This window comes from Prevotella sp. P6B1 (genome assembly GCF_000702825.1).
GTDB lineage: Bacteria > Bacteroidota > Bacteroidia > Bacteroidales > Bacteroidaceae > Prevotella.
Genome location: NZ_JNKF01000011.1, coordinates 556,489 through 572,515, shown reverse-complemented (window position 1 = coordinate 572,515; position 16,027 = coordinate 556,489). Strand labels below are relative to the sequence as shown.

Annotated in this window: 16 protein-coding genes and 2 tRNA genes; 9 read left to right on the top strand and 9 right to left on the bottom strand. The window is 50.5% G+C overall.

Annotated features, from left to right (window positions below; translation table 11 throughout):
- Together xylE and T495_RS0106565 are read left to right on the top strand one after the other, a co-directional pair.
- Positions 1–1,485 carry a D-xylose transporter XylE gene (gene xylE / locus T495_RS0106570; RefSeq protein ID WP_033148015.1) on the top strand — a complete coding sequence of 495 codons (1,485 nt, stop codon included), beginning with the start codon at positions 1–3 and terminating at the stop codon, positions 1,483–1,485.
- Positions 1,486–1,496: 11 nt separating this feature from the next.
- The gene (locus T495_RS0106565) at positions 1,497–1,853 is read left to right on the top strand and encodes a response regulator (protein ID WP_028904187.1); all 357 of its coding nucleotides are present in this window, start codon (positions 1,497–1,499) and stop codon (positions 1,851–1,853) included.
- A gap of 34 nt (positions 1,854–1,887) precedes the next feature.
- Here the strand turns inward: T495_RS0106565 and T495_RS0106560 are convergent, their stop codons facing one another.
- Positions 1,888–3,681 carry a DNA polymerase III subunit gamma/tau gene (locus tag T495_RS0106560; protein ID WP_028904188.1) on the bottom strand — a complete coding sequence of 598 codons (1,794 nt, stop codon included), beginning with the start codon at positions 3,679–3,681 and terminating at the stop codon, positions 1,888–1,890.
- A 100-nt stretch (positions 3,682–3,781) separates the two neighbouring features.
- Between T495_RS0106560 and T495_RS0106555 the strand changes: the two genes are divergently transcribed.
- The 5 genes from T495_RS0106555 (at position 3,782) to T495_RS0106535 (ending at position 7,487) form a co-directional block, all read left to right on the top strand.
- A complete protein-coding gene (locus tag T495_RS0106555; RefSeq protein WP_051523150.1) occupies positions 3,782–4,141 on the top strand; it encodes a septum formation initiator family protein in 360 nt (119 codons plus the stop codon).
- Positions 4,125–4,523 carry a hypothetical protein gene (locus T495_RS0106550; RefSeq protein WP_028904190.1) on the top strand — a complete coding sequence of 133 codons (399 nt, stop codon included), beginning with the start codon at positions 4,125–4,127 and terminating at the stop codon, positions 4,521–4,523. Before T495_RS0106555 ends, T495_RS0106550 begins: the two co-directional genes overlap by 17 nt.
- Positions 4,524–4,613: 90 nt before the next feature.
- Positions 4,614–5,393: a DUF4369 domain-containing protein gene (locus T495_RS0106545; protein ID WP_033148014.1), complete on the top strand. Its 780-nt coding sequence runs from the start codon at positions 4,614–4,616 to the stop codon at positions 5,391–5,393.
- Positions 5,359–6,675 (top strand): dihydroorotase, encoded by a 1,317-nt coding sequence (locus T495_RS0106540; protein ID WP_033148013.1) that lies wholly within the window; start codon positions 5,359–5,361, stop codon positions 6,673–6,675. Before T495_RS0106545 ends, T495_RS0106540 begins: the two co-directional genes overlap by 35 nt.
- Positions 6,672–7,487, top strand: coding sequence for a vitamin B12 dependent-methionine synthase activation domain-containing protein (locus tag T495_RS0106535; RefSeq protein WP_033148012.1), 816 nt, complete (start codon positions 6,672–6,674; stop codon positions 7,485–7,487). Before T495_RS0106540 ends, T495_RS0106535 begins: the two co-directional genes overlap by 4 nt.
- Before the next feature lie 11 nt (positions 7,488–7,498).
- Here the strand turns inward: T495_RS0106535 and T495_RS0106530 are convergent, their stop codons facing one another.
- The 3 genes from T495_RS0106530 to T495_RS0106520 are packed head-to-tail and all read right to left on the bottom strand — an operon-like array spanning position 7,499 to position 10,223.
- Positions 7,499–8,689 carry a metallophosphoesterase gene (locus T495_RS0106530; RefSeq protein ID WP_033148011.1) on the bottom strand — a complete coding sequence of 397 codons (1,191 nt, stop codon included), beginning with the start codon at positions 8,687–8,689 and terminating at the stop codon, positions 7,499–7,501.
- Positions 8,686–9,444 carry a 1-acyl-sn-glycerol-3-phosphate acyltransferase gene (locus T495_RS0106525; protein ID WP_155993496.1) on the bottom strand — a complete coding sequence of 253 codons (759 nt, stop codon included), beginning with the start codon at positions 9,442–9,444 and terminating at the stop codon, positions 8,686–8,688. Before T495_RS0106525 ends, T495_RS0106530 begins: the two co-directional genes overlap by 4 nt.
- Before the next feature lie 29 nt (positions 9,445–9,473).
- A complete protein-coding gene (locus tag T495_RS0106520; protein WP_033148009.1) occupies positions 9,474–10,223 on the bottom strand; it encodes a polyprenol monophosphomannose synthase in 750 nt (249 codons plus the stop codon).
- Positions 10,224–10,571: 348 nt separating this feature from the next.
- Here T495_RS0106520 and T495_RS16280 point away from each other — a divergent pair, with 348 nt between their 5' ends.
- Positions 10,572–10,703, top strand: a complete 132-nt coding sequence (locus T495_RS16280) for a hypothetical protein (protein WP_255347592.1) — start codon at positions 10,572–10,574, stop codon at positions 10,701–10,703.
- Positions 10,704–10,744: 41 nt separating this feature from the next.
- Positions 10,745–11,083 (top strand): BT4734/BF3469 family protein, encoded by a 339-nt coding sequence (locus tag T495_RS0106515; RefSeq protein ID WP_197020352.1) that lies wholly within the window; start codon positions 10,745–10,747, stop codon positions 11,081–11,083.
- Positions 11,084–11,165: 82 nt separating this feature from the next.
- Here the strand turns inward: T495_RS0106515 and T495_RS0106510 are convergent.
- From T495_RS0106510 to T495_RS0106490, 5 genes are all read right to left on the bottom strand, one after another.
- Positions 11,166–11,238 (bottom strand) — tRNA-Lys (locus T495_RS0106510).
- A 43-nt stretch (positions 11,239–11,281) separates the two neighbouring features.
- Positions 11,282–11,354 (bottom strand) — tRNA-Lys (locus tag T495_RS0106505).
- Between the two features lie 104 nt (positions 11,355–11,458).
- Positions 11,459–12,949 (bottom strand): DUF5687 family protein, encoded by a 1,491-nt coding sequence (locus T495_RS0106500; protein ID WP_033148007.1) that lies wholly within the window; start codon positions 12,947–12,949, stop codon positions 11,459–11,461.
- A gap of 13 nt (positions 12,950–12,962) precedes the next feature.
- Complete coding sequence (locus T495_RS0106495) at positions 12,963–13,580, bottom strand: LolA-like putative outer membrane lipoprotein chaperone (protein ID WP_051651890.1); 618 nt, start codon at positions 13,578–13,580, stop codon at positions 12,963–12,965.
- Positions 13,580–16,021, bottom strand: a complete 2,442-nt coding sequence (locus tag T495_RS0106490; RefSeq protein ID WP_033148005.1) for a DNA translocase FtsK — start codon at positions 16,019–16,021, stop codon at positions 13,580–13,582. Before T495_RS0106490 ends, T495_RS0106495 begins: the two co-directional genes overlap by 1 nt.
- Positions 16,022–16,027 lie beyond the last annotated feature (6 nt).

Here is a 16,027-nt window from a genome sequence, read left to right as displayed (position 1 = left end):
ATGGTAAATCAACAAACAGAGCAAGGTAGTAAGGCCTACCTCATTTCAATTGTCATGGTCGCAGTGCTTGGCGGCCTGCTGTTCGGATACGATACAGCTGTTATTTCCGGAGCAGAAAAGGGATTGCAGGCATTCTTTATGGAGTCAAAGGATTTTGCCTATACTGATGGCTGGCATGGATTTACATCGGCCAGTGCCTTGATAGGCTGTATCATCGGTTCGGCCATCTCAGGCTTCCTCGCTACTAACTTAGGACGTAAGAAGTCATTGATCATCGCTGGTTTGCTGTTCTTTGTGTCAGCGCTGGGTTCTATGGATCCAGAGTTCTTGTTCTTTGAGTATGGTCAGCCAAGCTACTCTTTGGCTTTGATGTTCAATGTCTATCGTGTGATTGGTGGTATTGGTGTTGGCTTGGCATCGGCCATCTGCCCGATGTATATCGGCGAGGTGGCTCCTTCTAATATAAGAGGTATGTTGGTATCGTGGAACCAGTTTGCCATTATCTTCGGTCAGCTGGTGGTTTACTTTGTCAACTTCTTCATCCTGGGCGATCATCTGCAGCCGCTGGTCGAGGAGATGGGTAAGGGTATTGCTGCCATCAATCCAGCTGCTCAGTGGACCGTTACTACAGGTTGGCGTTATATGTTCGGTAGCGAGGCTGTTCCTGCAGGACTCTTTGCCTTGCTCATCTGCTTTGTGCCCGAAACCCCACGTTATCTGGTAAGCATCGGTGAGGACAAGAAGGCTGAGGGTATTCTGGCCAAGATCAATGGCGCACAGAAGGCCCAGCAGATTCTGCAGGATATCAAGGATACCATGGTGGTTAAGACCGAGAAGCTGCTCACCTATGGTGCACTCTGCATCTTCGTGGGTATCATGTTGTCGGTATTCCAGCAGGCAGTGGGTATCAATGCCGTGCTCTACTATGCACCACGTATCTTTGGCGATATGGGTATGGACAACCCGATGATCCTGACCGTATTCATGGGTATCATCAATATCTCATTCACCCTGGTGGCTGTGTTCACCGTTGAGAAGTGGGGACGTAAGCCGCTGTTGATTAGTGGTTCGCTGGGTATGGCCTTGGGTGCCTTCGGTGTGGCTGTCACCTTCGGACATGCCGGACTTGAGATGCTGACCGCCGTATCGTTGCTGGTTTATTCGGCTTCGTTCATGTTCTCTTGGGGCCCCATCACCTGGGTGCTCATTGCCGAGATATTCCCCAATACCATCCGTGGTGGTGCTGTGGCTATCGCTGTAGCGTTCCAGTGGATCTCAAACTTCATCGTCAGCTCATCGTTTGTGCCTATGTTCAACATGCACCTTTCTGAGGGTGACGACTTCGGCCACTGGTTTACTTACGGACTCTATGGTATTATCTGCGTAGTGGCAGCCCTGTTTGTATGGCGCCTTGTGCCCGAGACCAAGGGTAAGACACTCGAGGATATGAGTAAGATGTGGAAAGATAAACTCACAAATAATTAACTTTTTGACATATGAAGAAGATTTTAGTAGCAGAAGACAACGACAGTAATTACGTTCTGATGACGTATCTGTTGAAGAAGGATTTCGAGTTTGATCGTGCAAAGAATGGTCAGATCGCAGTTGAGATGGCAGATAGTGGTCTTTACGACCTGGTGTTGATGGACATTAAGATGCCAGTCATGGATGGCTTGGAGGCTACCCGCCGTATCAAGGCCCAGCATCCTGAACTGCCAGTTGTAGCCTTGACGGCCAATGCTTTCGACAGCGATCGCCAGATGGCTCAAGAGGCAGGTTGTGTGGGCTTCCTGTCGAAACCCGTTAATCGCGACGAGTGCATGAAGCTGATCAAATCTCTGTTAGGAGAGTAATCATAAAGAAAAAGGCTTGAGTCGGATAAGTGACTCAAGCCAATTCTAAATCGAAAGCCTGCTGTAGATGAGCTACGGCAGGATTTTTTTCTGCCATCACCTCATATTGTTCGCGGCGTGATAGTATCTTTGGCTTCTCTTTCTGTTCGGCCACTCTGACGGTGAGTTCTATCTGGTTGTTCCGCAGATAGATCTGCAGCGTCTTGGCCACACTTTTCTGGATGTTCTCTATTTCCTGTTTGATCAGCTCGTTGTCTACAACCAGTTCTATGGTTGGGAATTCGCTGATCATCGGGTTCATGTTCTTCATACGTGTGGCAATGCCGCTCAGATTCTTTGGCATGCGGTTACACATCGACATCCATTGGAACTCCAGATCGGTTTGTGTAAATACGGCATCGGTAACAGTCTCCTGGGCGGTAGGCATGTTGATAGAGCCAGGTATAATCTGAATACCGCCCTTCTTGGTGCCGTTGTCCTGATGGCGTAGCTTGTTCCATGAGAATCCTATGCCGCCAAGGGGGATGTTGGGCTTTGCCGATGGGGCAGTGGTGGTGCTGGTTGTGCGTGATGTACTGCTGCTACCAGCAGCGCTGGCAGTACTGGTTGATACAGCAGGTTCAGCCGCGGCTACCTGCGGGGCCGTGGTCTTCTTGGGCTGCGACTGCTGAATCAGGTTCTTAAACAGGGATTTCAGTCTTCGGGGCTTACGCCCCGCACTCACGCCATCCTCCGCAGGCTGGGTGATCTGTGCTATTTCTATCAGTGTGAGTTCTACCAGCAGTCGTTTATTGCTCGACTGGCGGTAGTTGATGTCGCACTGGTTCATCAGTTTCAAGGCCTCATAGAGGAATGGTATCTGGCATCGTTTAGCCTGTTCCTCATAGCGTTGGCGCATCTGGTCGCTTACTTCGAGTAGGGGCAGTGTCTGCGGGTCGCGGGCCATCAGCACGTTGCGTACATGCTTGGCCAGTCCCTGAATCATCAGTCCGCCATCAAAACCTTTGTTGATTACCGAGTTGAGCAGTACCATGATATCGCTCACCTTGTTATCAATTGCCAAGTCGATAATCTTGAAGTAGTTCTCGCTGTCCAGCACGTTCAGGTCCTCAATCACCTTCTCGTAGGTGATGTTACCCTGACAGAACGAGGCTGCCTGGTCGAAGATTGAGAGGGCATCGCGCATACCGCCATCCGCCTTCTCGGCAATCACGGCTAATGCCTGCTCCTCATAGCTGATACCTTCCTGCTCGGCCACATGCTTCAGGTGGTCGATGGTGTTGCGGATGGTCATACGTTCAAAGTCGTATATCTGGCAACGGCTCAGGATGGTAGGCAGTATCTTATGCTTCTCGGTGGTAGCCAGGATGAAGATGACGTGTGCGGGTGGCTCCTCGAGCGTCTTCAGGAATGCGTTGAAGGCTGCGGTCGAGAGCATGTGCACCTCGTCGATGATAAACACCTTGTACTTGCCCAACTGCGGTGGGATGCGGGTCTGCTCCATGAGGGTCTTGATGTGCTCTACCGAGTTGTTCGAGGCAGCGTCGAGTTCAAAGATGTTCAGCGAGCGCTGCTCGTTGAACGACTGGCACGACTCACACTCGTTACATGCCTCTCCTTCGGCAGTAGGGTGCTGGCAGTTGATGGCCTTGGCGAAAATACGTGCACAGGTGGTCTTGCCCACACCTCTTGGACCACAGAACAAGTAGGCGTGCGCCAGTTTGCCGCTCTTGACGGCATTCTTGAGCGTGGTGGTGAGAGCAGCCTGTCCAACCACCGTGTCAAAACTCAGCGGACGGTATTTTCTGGCTGAAACGATATATTCCATATTGCTTATGATAAATTTTTGTGCAAAGATACAAAATAATTTAGAATTAAGAATTAAGAATTAAGAGTTTTTTGTAACTTTGCAGCCAAATAAGAATAATATGAAAGTTTTGACGAGTATAAAGGCTTATGCGCTGAGGATATGGCAATCGGACTATTTTAAATATGCCGTGGTTTGTATCCTGGGAGTGCTGTTGGTTGGCTTCCTCGACGATAATAGTCTGTGGAGTCATTTCCAGAACCGCCAGCGTATCGCAGATCTTGAGGAGGAAAAGCTGAAGTATGAGTCTGATTACCAGCGTGATCAGGCTCAGATCAAGGAACTCGACCGAAACCCGAAGGCTATTGAGAAGATAGCACGCGAGCGTTATTTTATGAAGGCCGATGATGAGGATATCTTCGTGCTGAGTGATGACGATCGTGAAGCCAAACCACTGGAGAGCAATGAAAGAGTTGAATAAGATACAAACCGCTATTTTCCTGTTTGGTGGTATCCTGATGGCCATTGGTGCCGGAACCACGTTGTTAGGATGGGGTAGTGCCCCCTATATCTATGCCTTAGGCGCATTGGGTTTTGCCTCGATGCAGATGCTGCAGCGCTATGAGGGCAGTAATTTCACCATCCGTAGGTTGCGCCGTATGCAGGTGCTGAGCGATGTGCTGTTCCTGGCAGCTGCGGTGCTGATGTTTGCCAACATGGGCAACGTGTTTGGATTAAGCTATATTACCTATATAGAATATGTGTTCAACAAGTGGGTGATTGTACTCCTCATCGCCGCCTTGCTTCAACTCTATTCTATGCACAGAATCGGCAACGAACTCGATAAAGAGGCAAAAAAATAATTAAAAGTTTGCGCATTTGTTTTAAAATGCGCAAAATTATTTTTCTACATCAATATATCGTTGTACTTTTGCGCCCGAAAACAATATGTTATGAACAAAATATTCTACGCATTACTAACAGCCGTTACATTCGTATCATGTGCTGAGTCATACACAATCCAAGGTTCGACATCTGTGTCGGCCCTCGACGGCAGCAAATTATACCTTAAGACCATGGTTAACGATGAGATGAAGAATCTCGACTCGTGCGATGTGGTACATGGAAAGTTTAAGTTTACAGGTCTGCTTGATACCATCAAGCTGGCCAACCTCTATATGGATGATGAACCCCTGATGATGCCTATCGTGATAGAGCAGGGCGATATCGAGATTCATATCGACAATGCCAGCCGTACCGTTACTGGTTCGCCACTCAACGAGAAGCTCTACGAGTTTATGAAGCGTCACGACCAGCTGGGCAACGAGCTCGCCGAGCTCTCGCACAAGCAGAGCCAGATGCTGCTCGAGGGTATCGACGAGGATATCATCAATCGTAAGCTCTCTATTGAGGCCGCTCGTATTGCGCAGCAGGAAGACTCGCTGGTCACCAACTTCATCGTCGAGAACTTCGACAATGTGCTGGGACCTGGTGTGTTCATGATGGTTACAGGCAGCTACCAGTATCCTATCCTCACCCCTCAGATTGAGGATATCATGAGTAAGGCCACCAAGAAGTTCAAGGCCGATCCCTACGTGAAGCAGTACTATCAGATTGCCAACGAGATTCAGGCCCGTCAGAACGGTCTGGTTGAAGATGTAACGCCAGCCAAAGCACCAGCTAATGCAACTCCCGCCAATGAAAATCCTGATTCAACACGGAACGCTCGTTAATGAGAACAACATATTCGACGGTTCTGTCATCGTCGAAGATTCTAAGATAACTAAGATTGTAGAAGGAAACACCGTCCCGAATGCGTCGTTCGATGAAGTGATCGATGCTTCGGGATGTTTTGTACTCCCAGGTCTGATTGATGATCATGTACACTTTCGTGAGCCTGGACTGACGGCTAAGGCCGATATCGACAGCGAGAGTAGGGCTGCGGCAGCAGGTGGTGTCACCACTTATTTCGATATGCCCAACTGTGTACCGCAGACCACTACCATCGAAGCCCTCGAGGAAAAGTTCAAGCTGGCAGCTCAGAAAAGTCACGTCAACTACAGTTTCTTTTTTGGCGCCACCAACGATAATGTCGAGTTGTTTTCTCAGCTCGACTCGCACCGTATTCCTGGCATCAAGCTCTTCATGGGCAGTTCTACGGGTAATATGCTGGTGGATCGTCGCGAGGCACTCGAGAAGATTTTCTCTACCGCCCAGATGCCCATCATGGTGCATTGCGAGGATACCGATATCATCAATCGCAATATGGCTGAGGCTAAACTTAAGTATGGCGATGATCCCAAGGTGATTCATCACCCGGAGATCCGTAGTGCCGAGGCCTGCTATCAGAGTACCCGGCTCGCCGTTGAGCTGGCTGTCAAGCATCACGCGCGCCTGCATATTGCTCATCTTACAACGGCTAAGGAGCTGGAGCTTCTTGCCGATGGCATCACTGCCGAGGTGACTCCCTCGCATCTCTATTTCTGCGATCGCGACTACGCCTCATTAGGCACGCGCATCAAGTGCAATCCAGCCATTAAGAGCGAGGCCGATCGCGATGCCTTGCGCCAGGCTGTGGCCGATGGACGTATCGCTGTGATTGGTACCGACCATGCGCCCCATCTGTTAGAGCAGAAGGAGGGTGGTTGCTGCAAGGCTGCCAGTGGCATGCCCATGCTGCAGTTCTCACTTGTCACCATGCTCGAACTGGTTGATCAGGGTGTGCTCAGCCTCGAACGCTTAGTCGAGCTGATGTGCCATCGTCCAGCCGATCTCTTCGAGGTGCGTAACCGAGGCTATCTGCGCGAGGGCTATCAGGCCGACATCGTGCTGGTTCGTCCTAACACTGGCTGGACTGTCACCAAGGCTGTCATCCAGAGCAAGTGCGGCTGGAGCCCCATGGAGAACCACATGTTCCTGTGGCGTGTGGAGCGTACTCTTTGCAATGGTCATACCGTCTATCAGCATGGCGAGGTAGATACCAACTATATCGGTCAACCTGTTTCTTTCCGATGAAGATCACCTATCGCATCTCTGAGCTGGTGCCCTATATCAACTGGGTGTACTACTACTTTGCCTGGCAGGTGAAGGAGGAGGGCGAGAAGCAGCGTATGCAGCAGGAGGCACTTGCCAAGCTGCGGGAGCTGGAGGATAAGTACCAGGTACATGCTGTTTTCGAACTCTTCGATGCACGTAGCGAGGACGACGATATCGTCATCTTCCGCAGTATGCTGTGTCCCGATTGTGGTGTCAAGCATCCTGTGCGTGTGGCAGCCATCCCGTGTCTGCGCCAGCAGCAGGGGCAGCCGCCATATCTGTGTCTGGCTGATTTTATTTCGCCCAAAGCCTCCAAGATAGGTCTTTTTGCCACCACTGTTGATATTGGTTTGGAGACCGATTTCGATAGCGACGTGTATCAGAAGATGCTCACCCAGCTGTTGGCCGATCGATTGGCCGAGGCAGCTGCCGAGCGCCTGCACGAGCAGGTGCGCAAGGAGTTCTGGGGCTATGCCAAGGACGAGAACCTGAGCATCGACGATATGCTGATAGAGCGTTTCCAGGGCATTCGTCCGGCAGTAGGCTATCCCTCACTGCCCGATACCAGTATGAATTTCCTGCTCGATGAGATTCTGGATATGAAGCAGATAGGCATCCGTCTCACGGAGAGTGGTGCCATGAAGCCCCATGCCAGTGTTTCTGGCATGATGATATCCAACCCTAAAGCCCGTTATTTCTCGATAGGAAAGATTGGTGAGGACCAGTTGCAGGATTATGCCCGTCGTCGTGGAATCCCCGCCGAGGTTTTACGTAAGTGGCTTAATGTCTGATTTTTACCTTTTTACCTTTTTACCTTTTCCAATTTTAGTACCACGATTTCTCCTGTGGCGCCAAAGCGGAACGGAATCAGTCCTCCAAGACCAGCTGTGACAAACAGCGACTGCTTGCCTTCCGTGTACCAGCCGTTCCACTCAATGTTCAGCATGTCCATCGGGCTCCATCCCAGCAGTCTGAACTGCATGTCGTGCGTATGACCGCTCAGGGTGAGCTGTGCGCGCCCGTCGGGCACTGTGGTTCGTCGCCATGATGCGGGTTCGTGTTCCAGCATGATGATGAAGCCATTGGTGTTGGCCAGTGTCTTTCTGATATTGCCCAGTTGTGGGAATTTATTGCCGTCGCCATCGTTCTCCATGCCGGCAATGGTTATGTGCTGTCCACCACGGCTGATGGTGCGGTGTTCGTTCTGTAGCAGCTGCCAGCCCATCTGCTTTTCCAGTCTGATCAGCTCTGGTAGTCTCTGCACCCGATGATGTTCTTCGCCGCTGTGCAGATATTTGTCGTAGTCGTGATTGCCCAGCACGCTGTACACACCGTCTTTCGCTTTCAGGCTGCTCAGCAGTTGTTTGTGCTCCAGCAGTTCCTCAGGCTGTATGTTCTGCAGGTCGCCGGTAAACACAATCATGTCGGCGTGTTGTGCGTTCATCGTGTCCACGGCGCGCTGCAGCAACCATTGTCTGTTGCCGCTCATGGTACCCACGTGAGCATCGGAAAAGAGCACAATCTTGTAGCCGTCGAAGGCCTTGGGAATGTCGGGCGATGTGTAGGTCTGGTGGTTTACCTCCAGTTTCTCGAAGCCCACAAATGCGCCGTACAGTACCACATACCATATCAGCATGGTGGCTGCAACCCCCACCAGGTTGCCGTAGTTCTTTCTCTTCTTCTCTGTCTTCTTGCTGTGCAGATGTCGAGCCTTGTACAGAGCCAGGCCAGCGGCCGAGCATAGCATATACGCCCACTTGGGTGCTGTTATCAGCCCCATCATCAGCAGGTATATATATAATAAGGTGATGTTGTCGGGGATAAAGTGCGTTTCGTAGGTCAGTATCACGGTCAGTACCAGCTGTATCACTGTTGGCAGCCAGTACAGCAGTCGGCGTTGTTGGGCGAAACGGTGCCGCCAATAGTGCAGGTCGAGGTACAGATCGGGTACCAGGATCAGCAGCAGAAACAGGTATGGCGCGCGTGCTATCATTGATCGGGGTTTTCTACAAAGCCCTGGTATTTTGGATCGAGTGCCGACATCACCGAGTCGTAAGCCTGTCGCAGGGTAGCCTCTACGTTTTCAGGACCCTTTCCTACGGGGTAGATAGGCTCGTGGATGGTCAGCGTCATCGGGTGCCAGTTCACAAAGTTGAACCCCTTCATGCGTGGCAGGATGTCGAACGAGCCGTTGATGGTCAGTGGTACCACGGGCAGCTGCAGTTCGTCGGCCAGTGCAAAGGCACCTTTTCTGAATGTGCCCATGTGGCCCGTAAACGAGCGTGCGCCTTCGGGGAACACCGTTACGCTGTAGCCCTCCTTCAGTATCTCGCGTGCGTTGTCGTATGTCTGTCTGATCTTGCTGGGTCCGCGCTTATCCACGAATATCTGATGGCTCTTCTCGCAGGCATAGCCCAGAAAAGGTATTTTTCTCAGTGCCTGTTTCATCATCCACTTGAAGTTACGGTTCAGATGTCCGTAAATCAGGAAGATGTCGAATGAGCCCTGATGGTTGGCCACAAACACGTAGCTCTGGTTTTCCTCCAGATGCTGTCGCCCCTCCACTTTGACGGGTATCAGAAACATTTTCAGGATTATTTTTCCCCATATGTGTCCGGGGAAATAGCTCCAGAAGTGGCCGTTGCCAAGTGTGGTACCCACGCCCACCTCAAGTGCTGTAATCATCGTCATCAGCACAATCCCCGGCAGGCAGATGAAAAATTGGTAGATTCTATATAGTAAGGTAATCATAAAGTTCAAAGTTCAATGCTCAATGTTCAATGTTCAATCTTCGGATATCGTCTCGTCCAGCCGTCCCAGCGCAGTTTCATCACGCCGAAGAAGGCTTCGCCGAATATGCCGCCACTCATCTTGCTCACGCCCTCCTGGCGGTTCACGAATATCACGCTCACCTCCTTGATCTTAAAGCCGATCTTATAAGCGGTATACTTCATCTCTATCTGGAAGGCATAGCCCTTGAAGCGGATCTTGTCGAGCTCGATAGTCTGTAGCACGCGTCGCTTGTAGCACTTGAAGCCGGCAGTGGTGTCGTGTACGTTGAATCCTGTTATCAGACGCACGTATTTCGAGGCGAAGTAGCTCATCAGCACGCGTCCGATGGGCCAGTTCACCACGTTCACACCGCTCACATAGCGGCTGCCGATAGCCACGTCGTAGCCCTCGTCGTGACAGGCGGCATAGAGGCGGGGCAAGTCGTTGGGGTCGTGACTGAAGTCGGCGTCCATCTCAAATATGTATTCGTAGTCGCGCTCCAGCGCCCACTTAAAACCTGCGATGTAGGCTGTTCCTAGTCCTAATTTGCCGCTACGCTCCACTAAGTGCAGTTGTCCGCCAAACTCGGTAGCCATCAGGTTGCGCACGATGGCGGCGGTGCCGTCGGGCGATCCATCGTCGATCACCAGTATATGGAAACACTTCTCCAGACCGAATATGGCGCGGATGATTTTCTCGATGTTTTCCTTCTCGTTATAAGTAGGAATGATAACTATACTATCACTCTGATGCATTCTTTTTTATGTTTAAGCGCTGCAAAGATACGAATAAGTGAGCACAATACAAAGCAAAAAACGTTTTTTTTGCTTTTATTGTCGAACGGTAGTATCTTGGAGCGTAGCTCAGAGTACGAATAAGTGAGCACAATACAAAGCAAAAAACGTTTTTTTTGCTTTTATTGTCGAACGGTAGTATCTTGGAGCGTAGCTCAGAGTGCGAATAAGTGAGCACAAAAGAGTGGTGGATACTTTTTTTATGTCGTTTTTAGGGATGTTTCTGCAAAAACACTCCCGACAATTTGCAGATGTGATGACTTGTTTGTAAATTTGTAGAAACAAAATAAACAAGGCCTACACCTATATATGAGAGCTAACAGTATTAATCCAGGTTCATCTTCATGGTATGCTTTCCTCGAGATGGGCGCCAGACTTGTACACTCGCCTGATAGACTTGTTCTTACTGAGCGAGATAATGATTATGGTATGCGCTACTGATGATGGGTGTACCAATTGTGCAACTTTATAGATTTAACTGTATGACGATAATAAGAAAGGAGTTCAGAACTCTTTTAGGGTTAGTATGGCCCCATGATAGACGGCTTCTGAAGGAGGAATTGAAGAAGATTGCTCACGGTATGAACGTGGTATATAGCGATTCTGATCCGGAAGAACTGGAGACTGTCTTTAACCGACTGAAGCAGGATCCGCACGTGCTGCTGATGTATCACACCATCAGTGGCAAGGGATTGCGGATTATTTATTGTTATATACGTGAGAACAATCAAAAGGCCGATGACACATCGTGGCGAGCCCAACCCCGACGGCAGCACAGAAGATTAATCGTTTCACTTAAAAAAACAAACTACTTATGGTAAAGATTTCATGGAAGAAGGTTGTCAAGGTCATTAAGTTTTTGTCTTTTGGTGGTCTTTAATGACCTTTCTTTCTTGCTAAATGTACACCCGCAGAGGCTCGAACTCTGGACACCCTGATTAAGAGTCAGGTGCTCTACCAACTGAGCTACGGGTGCATCATTTTGGTGGTCTTTAATGACCTTTCTTTCTTGCTAAATGTACACCCGCAGAGGCTCGAACTCTGGACACCCTGATTAAGAGTCAGGTGCTCTACCAACTGAGCTACGGGTGCATCATTTTTAGCTTTGAATCAGCTCTCTTGCTGAATTGCGGGTGCAAAGGTACTGACTTTTTTTGAAACCACCAAACTTTTTTGCGATTTTCTTTCAAAAAAGACTAAAAATCTCTTGTATTCATGAATCCTTCGAGGTTTTCATACCTTCTTTTCATCATTCTGGTGTAGATATTACGAATCCAAATGGTGTGGGTAACGACGAATGTCAGACCCAGTACGCACATAAATACATAGGTCCAGGTGAGTCCTACCAGCAGGTAACCCAGACCGGTGATGAGCACAGGACCGAAGAACGCAAACATTTCGATGACAAGCTGGCGTCCATTCTCAAAATTACCTTTAGCGGTCATCTTGAGCTGCAAGGGGATGGTTTGCTTGTTATATACAGCCAGCTGGAAGATGATGAAGTGCAGGAATCCTGCTGTCATCAGCATGTAGGCGAAGAGCATCAAGAGCGTGTACTTGCCTTCGAATACGGCTGGCAGCATGATGACAAACGGAATGATGAGTATCGCACTGTAGAAAAGGAACTTGGCACGCAGTAGTGCGATGATACTCTCGCGGTGCATCATCAGCAGTTCGATGTAGTTACCTTCCTGTCCCATTACCTTGATGAGTGCAGTGGCACTGTAGATGGCAAAGCAGTACATGCACCAGAAGTTCTGCAACAGCTCGCCGTCGTAGATATCGGTATAAGTCACCAGTAGCGAGAATACCACCACCAGTACCAGACTCATGATGCAACGGCTGCGCATGGTCTTATTGCGAAGATTCGACTTGAGCTCAATCTTCAGGTATTCGCCAATCAGACCGAAGCGGTTGAAGAATGCAAACTGCGACACGTGCTTGAGTGCGCGTTCGCTTTTCTTCGATATCTCCTCATATACATATTTAAACTGGAAATAGCGGTTCACAAAGAACAAACCGGCTATAAGGAGCAGTACCACCGGCAGGAAGTACCACGACATGGCCGCATCAGAATATGCGTTGAAGGCTTTCTCGATGGCTGTTGCCACGTGGTTGAGGTTGAACAGCATGGGCGAGTAGGGCAGTGCATAGAGAGCCAAGGCAGGGATGAGCCAGAGCACTTTACGGTTAATCAGTGTGCGGAAGAAGAGGTAGATCTGGCTGTTGAGAATCATCAGCATCTCGGCTGCTATCACCTCATAGAACACGAGTGCAAAACTCTCGCCAGCAACGAGCAGGATAATGGCATAGGGCACAAACATGCAGAGCCAAAGGAAATTATAGCCGCTGAGGTGCTCGCCTACGAGGAAACACTCGATGGCGGTATAGCGCGAGATGGGTTGCAGGATGTAAGGTTTCACCATCATGCCTGGTGTGGTCTGAACGATGAAACGTAACAGGAAGTCGATGACCAGATAGATGGCTGCCACACCGAGCATGGTGCCTGCCTCGCCTTCTGCAGCTGCACCGATGATGCATCCATACATAATCAGATAGAGGCCGAACATGGCCGCACCAAAATAGATTAATCCCTTTGCCCATTTGTTTTGTTCGAACGCCGGGCTGCGTTTGTAGCTAAGGTTCGTATTCTTACGAAGCAAGCGATACAGTTGAAATTTGTTCATTTTAAGTTCTGTTTTATCTTAAGTCAATAATCTCTGCTTTTGGAAAGTCTTTCGAGTTGAATTTAAACTGGCTGTCGGCCAGCTTCTCCTTCTTGATATTGCTGATGTCGAAGGTGGTCCACTTCTTGCCTTGCAGCAGTTTCACCTGCGTGGGCTGATAGCTCTTCTTGTCGACACTGATGAACAGCTCCTTGATTTTGCGCTCGTTCGAGTTGGCTGTCAGGTGTACCACGTAGTTGTTGCCTGTGGTATTCATCGTGTAGGCATAGCCGCGCTTGTAGAGGTGGATGAAGTTGTAGGGATTGATGGCCTGCAACTGTGCCTCGGTGGGATTGCTCACGTTCACCTCGTCGTTATGCTTCATGTAGGTCCACTGGGTCTTGCCGTCGAACCACACGGTAGCCTGAGGCGTGGTGGCATAGAATTTCTTGCCTTTGATGGCGATGGTGCCACTGGTATTGCCGCTGGTGGCTGTCATCTTGAAGTTGGCTTTTACGCCCGTCTGGGCAGTGATACTGGCAGCAGCTTTGTCGAGAACCGTCTTAGCCGACTGCGCATAACATGTTAATAATGAACAGTGCATAGTGAATAGCGCTACCACTGCCACTCTTATCAAACCTATTCTTTTCATTATCGTAAATTGCTTAAAAGATTATTTAAACTGTTTTCGTCCTGAATGAGCACCTCACGGGGTTTCGATCCCATGGCAGCGCCTACCACTCCGGCTCGCTCCAGCTGGTCCATCAGTCGTCCGGCACGGTTGTAGCCGATGGCGAACTTACGCTGGATGAGTGAGGTCGAACCGCTCTGGTTCATCACGATCAGTCGGGCTGCATCGTCGAAGAGTGGGTCGAGGTGTGCCATATCCACATCCTTGTCGCTACCGTCGCCCAGATCGCTCTCAGGCATATCGGGCTCTGGCAATTCGAATGGCTCGCCATAGCTCTGCTGGTCGCTGATGTACTCGTTGATGCGCTCCACCTCGGGTGTGTCAACAAAGGCGCACTGTACACGCTCGGGCTCTGATCCGCCTACCAGCGCCAGCATGTCACCACGACCAATCAGCTGCTGTGCACCTGTGCGGTCGAGGATGGTCTTCGAGTCGATACCGGCCGACACCTTGAAGGCGATACGACTTGGGAAGTTGGCCTTGATGGTACCGGTAATGATGTTGGTGGTGGGTCGCTGGGTAGCGATGATCATGTGGATACCCACGGCGCGTGCCAGCTGTGCGATACGTGCAATAGGCAGCTCAACCTCCTTGCCGGCGGTCATGATCAGGTCGCCGAACTCATCGATCACAACCACGATATATGGCAGGAAACGATGTCCGTTGTTCGGATTCAGCTGGCGGGCAATGAACTTCTGGTTGTACTCCTTGATATTGTGTGCACGTGCCGACTTCAGCAGGTCGTAGCGTGTATCCATCTCCTTACAGAGCGAGTTCAGCGTGCGTACCACCTTGGTCACGTCGGTGATGATAGGATCGGCCTCCTCATCGGGCACCTTGGCCAGGAAGTGGTTGCAGATAGGCTCATAGAAACTGAACTCCACCTTCTTCGGGTCAACCAGCACAATCTTCAGCTCGGCTGGATGCTTCTTATATAATAAAGAGGTAATAATGGCGTTCAGACCTACCGACTTACCCTGTCCGGTAGCACCAGCCACCAGCAGGTGGGGCGCCTTGGCCAGGTCGAACATGAACACCTCGTTGGTAATGGTCTTACCGATGGCGCAAGGCAGCTCCATCTTCGACTCCTGGAACTTCTTCGAGTTCAGGATTGATTCCATCGAAACGGTCGAAGGCTTGGCGTTAGGTACCTCGATACCTACGGTACCCTTACCGGGCATGGGGGCGATGATACGGATGCCGAGCGCTGCCAATGAGAGGGCGATATCGTCCTCCAGGTTCTTCACCTTCTGGATGCGCACACCCTGTGCCAGCGTGATTTCATAAAGCGTGATGGTAGGACCAACAGTGGCCTTGATGCTCGATATCTCAACGCCGAAGGTGCGGAGCACATCTACGATGCGGTTCTTGTTGGCTGTCTGCTCAGCCATGTCGATATAGGGCTTGCCATCGTTATCATATTTCTTCAGCAGGTCGAGTGTGGGGTAGTGGTAGTGCTCCAAATCGCGCTTGGGGTCGTAGGGCTCCATGCTCTTCATGTCGTCTACCAGTGTCTTGGCGTTAGCGGTCTCAGTATCGCCTTTGGCTTCTTCAACCACCATCTCGATATCGTTTTCGCCCTTAGGTGCCTTGGGCGCGGCAGGCTTCTCGGCCTTCACCACAGGAGCAGGCTCTGGAGTAACGGTCTCATCGCGATAGCCTTCGTCGATGACCACTGCACCGCCATCCTCATCGAAGATAACCTCCGACTTGCCTGGATCGTCGAATACCAACTGCTCGGTCTCCTCTTCAGGGGCATTATAGGTGTCGCCTTCGCCGGCTCTGCTCACCGTGAACTTCACCTTGTCGATATAGCGCACAGGGTTCAGCATCTTACGGATGAAGATGACAGTGGCTGCGCTGAAGTAGGTGAGGAAGGCGATGGCTATCAGTGCCAGGAGTGCCGTCAGTCCGGGCGCTCCTACCAGATTGCCGATATAGTTACTGATGTACATGCCATGATCGCCGCCGGGGCTGAAGCTCTGGTCGGCAAACAAGGGCTGCAGAAAGGTGGCCAATGCCACCGAAGCCCATATCAGCAGCAGTGCTACCGACAGCGACCACTTGAGCAGGTTCACACGGTAGGCCTTCATCAGGTGGATACCATACACAAAGAGCAGCACGGGCAGCAGGAATGCTGGCAGTCCGAAGCAGCGCTTGATGAGGAACCATGCGGCATACGCACCAAACGAGCCGCAGGTATTGGCAAATTCATGGTTCTCGTTGAGCAACTCGCCGTCGCGAGGCTCTTCTATCAGTGTCTGGTCGGCAGCACCTGTGGTGAAATAGGATACGAATGCGAAACACAGGTATATCGAGATGCCGAACAGGATAGCGCCTGAGATAAAGCTCAAACGCTCCATATTTTCGTTGCTTGTAGTCTTTTTCTTGCTCTTCTTCATATAGTT

Excerpts from the sequence above, each read along its gene's own strand:
- T495_RS0106495 (WP_051651890.1), bottom strand. The coding sequence starts at position 13,580 with ATGAAAAGAATAGGTTTGATAAGAGTGGCAGTGGTAGCGCTATTCACT.
- T495_RS0106540 (WP_033148013.1), top strand. The coding sequence starts at position 5,359 with ATGAAAATCCTGATTCAACACGGAACGCTCGTTAATGAGAACAACATA.
- T495_RS0106560 (WP_028904188.1), bottom strand. The coding sequence starts at position 3,681 with ATGGAATATATCGTTTCAGCCAGAAAATACCGTCCGCTGAGTTTTGAC.
- T495_RS0106520 (WP_033148009.1), bottom strand. The coding sequence starts at position 10,223 with ATGCATCAGAGTGATAGTATAGTTATCATTCCTACTTATAACGAGAAG.
- xylE (WP_033148015.1), top strand. The coding sequence starts at position 1 with ATGGTAAATCAACAAACAGAGCAAGGTAGTAAGGCCTACCTCATTTCA.
- T495_RS0106515 (WP_197020352.1), top strand. The coding sequence starts at position 10,745 with ATGACGATAATAAGAAAGGAGTTCAGAACTCTTTTAGGGTTAGTATGG.
- T495_RS0106565 (WP_028904187.1), top strand. The coding sequence starts at position 1,497 with ATGAAGAAGATTTTAGTAGCAGAAGACAACGACAGTAATTACGTTCTG.
- T495_RS0106545 (WP_033148014.1), top strand. The coding sequence starts at position 4,614 with ATGAACAAAATATTCTACGCATTACTAACAGCCGTTACATTCGTATCA.
- T495_RS0106500 (WP_033148007.1), bottom strand. The coding sequence starts at position 12,949 with ATGAACAAATTTCAACTGTATCGCTTGCTTCGTAAGAATACGAACCTT.
- T495_RS0106535 (WP_033148012.1), top strand. The coding sequence starts at position 6,672 with ATGAAGATCACCTATCGCATCTCTGAGCTGGTGCCCTATATCAACTGG.
- T495_RS0106555 (WP_051523150.1), top strand. The coding sequence starts at position 3,782 with ATGAAAGTTTTGACGAGTATAAAGGCTTATGCGCTGAGGATATGGCAA.
- T495_RS0106530 (WP_033148011.1), bottom strand. The coding sequence starts at position 8,689 with ATGATAGCACGCGCGCCATACCTGTTTCTGCTGCTGATCCTGGTACCC.
- T495_RS0106550 (WP_028904190.1), top strand. The coding sequence starts at position 4,125 with ATGAAAGAGTTGAATAAGATACAAACCGCTATTTTCCTGTTTGGTGGT.
- T495_RS16280 (WP_255347592.1), top strand. The coding sequence starts at position 10,572 with ATGAGAGCTAACAGTATTAATCCAGGTTCATCTTCATGGTATGCTTTC.
- T495_RS0106490 (WP_033148005.1), bottom strand. The coding sequence starts at position 16,021 with ATGAAGAAGAGCAAGAAAAAGACTACAAGCAACGAAAATATGGAGCGT.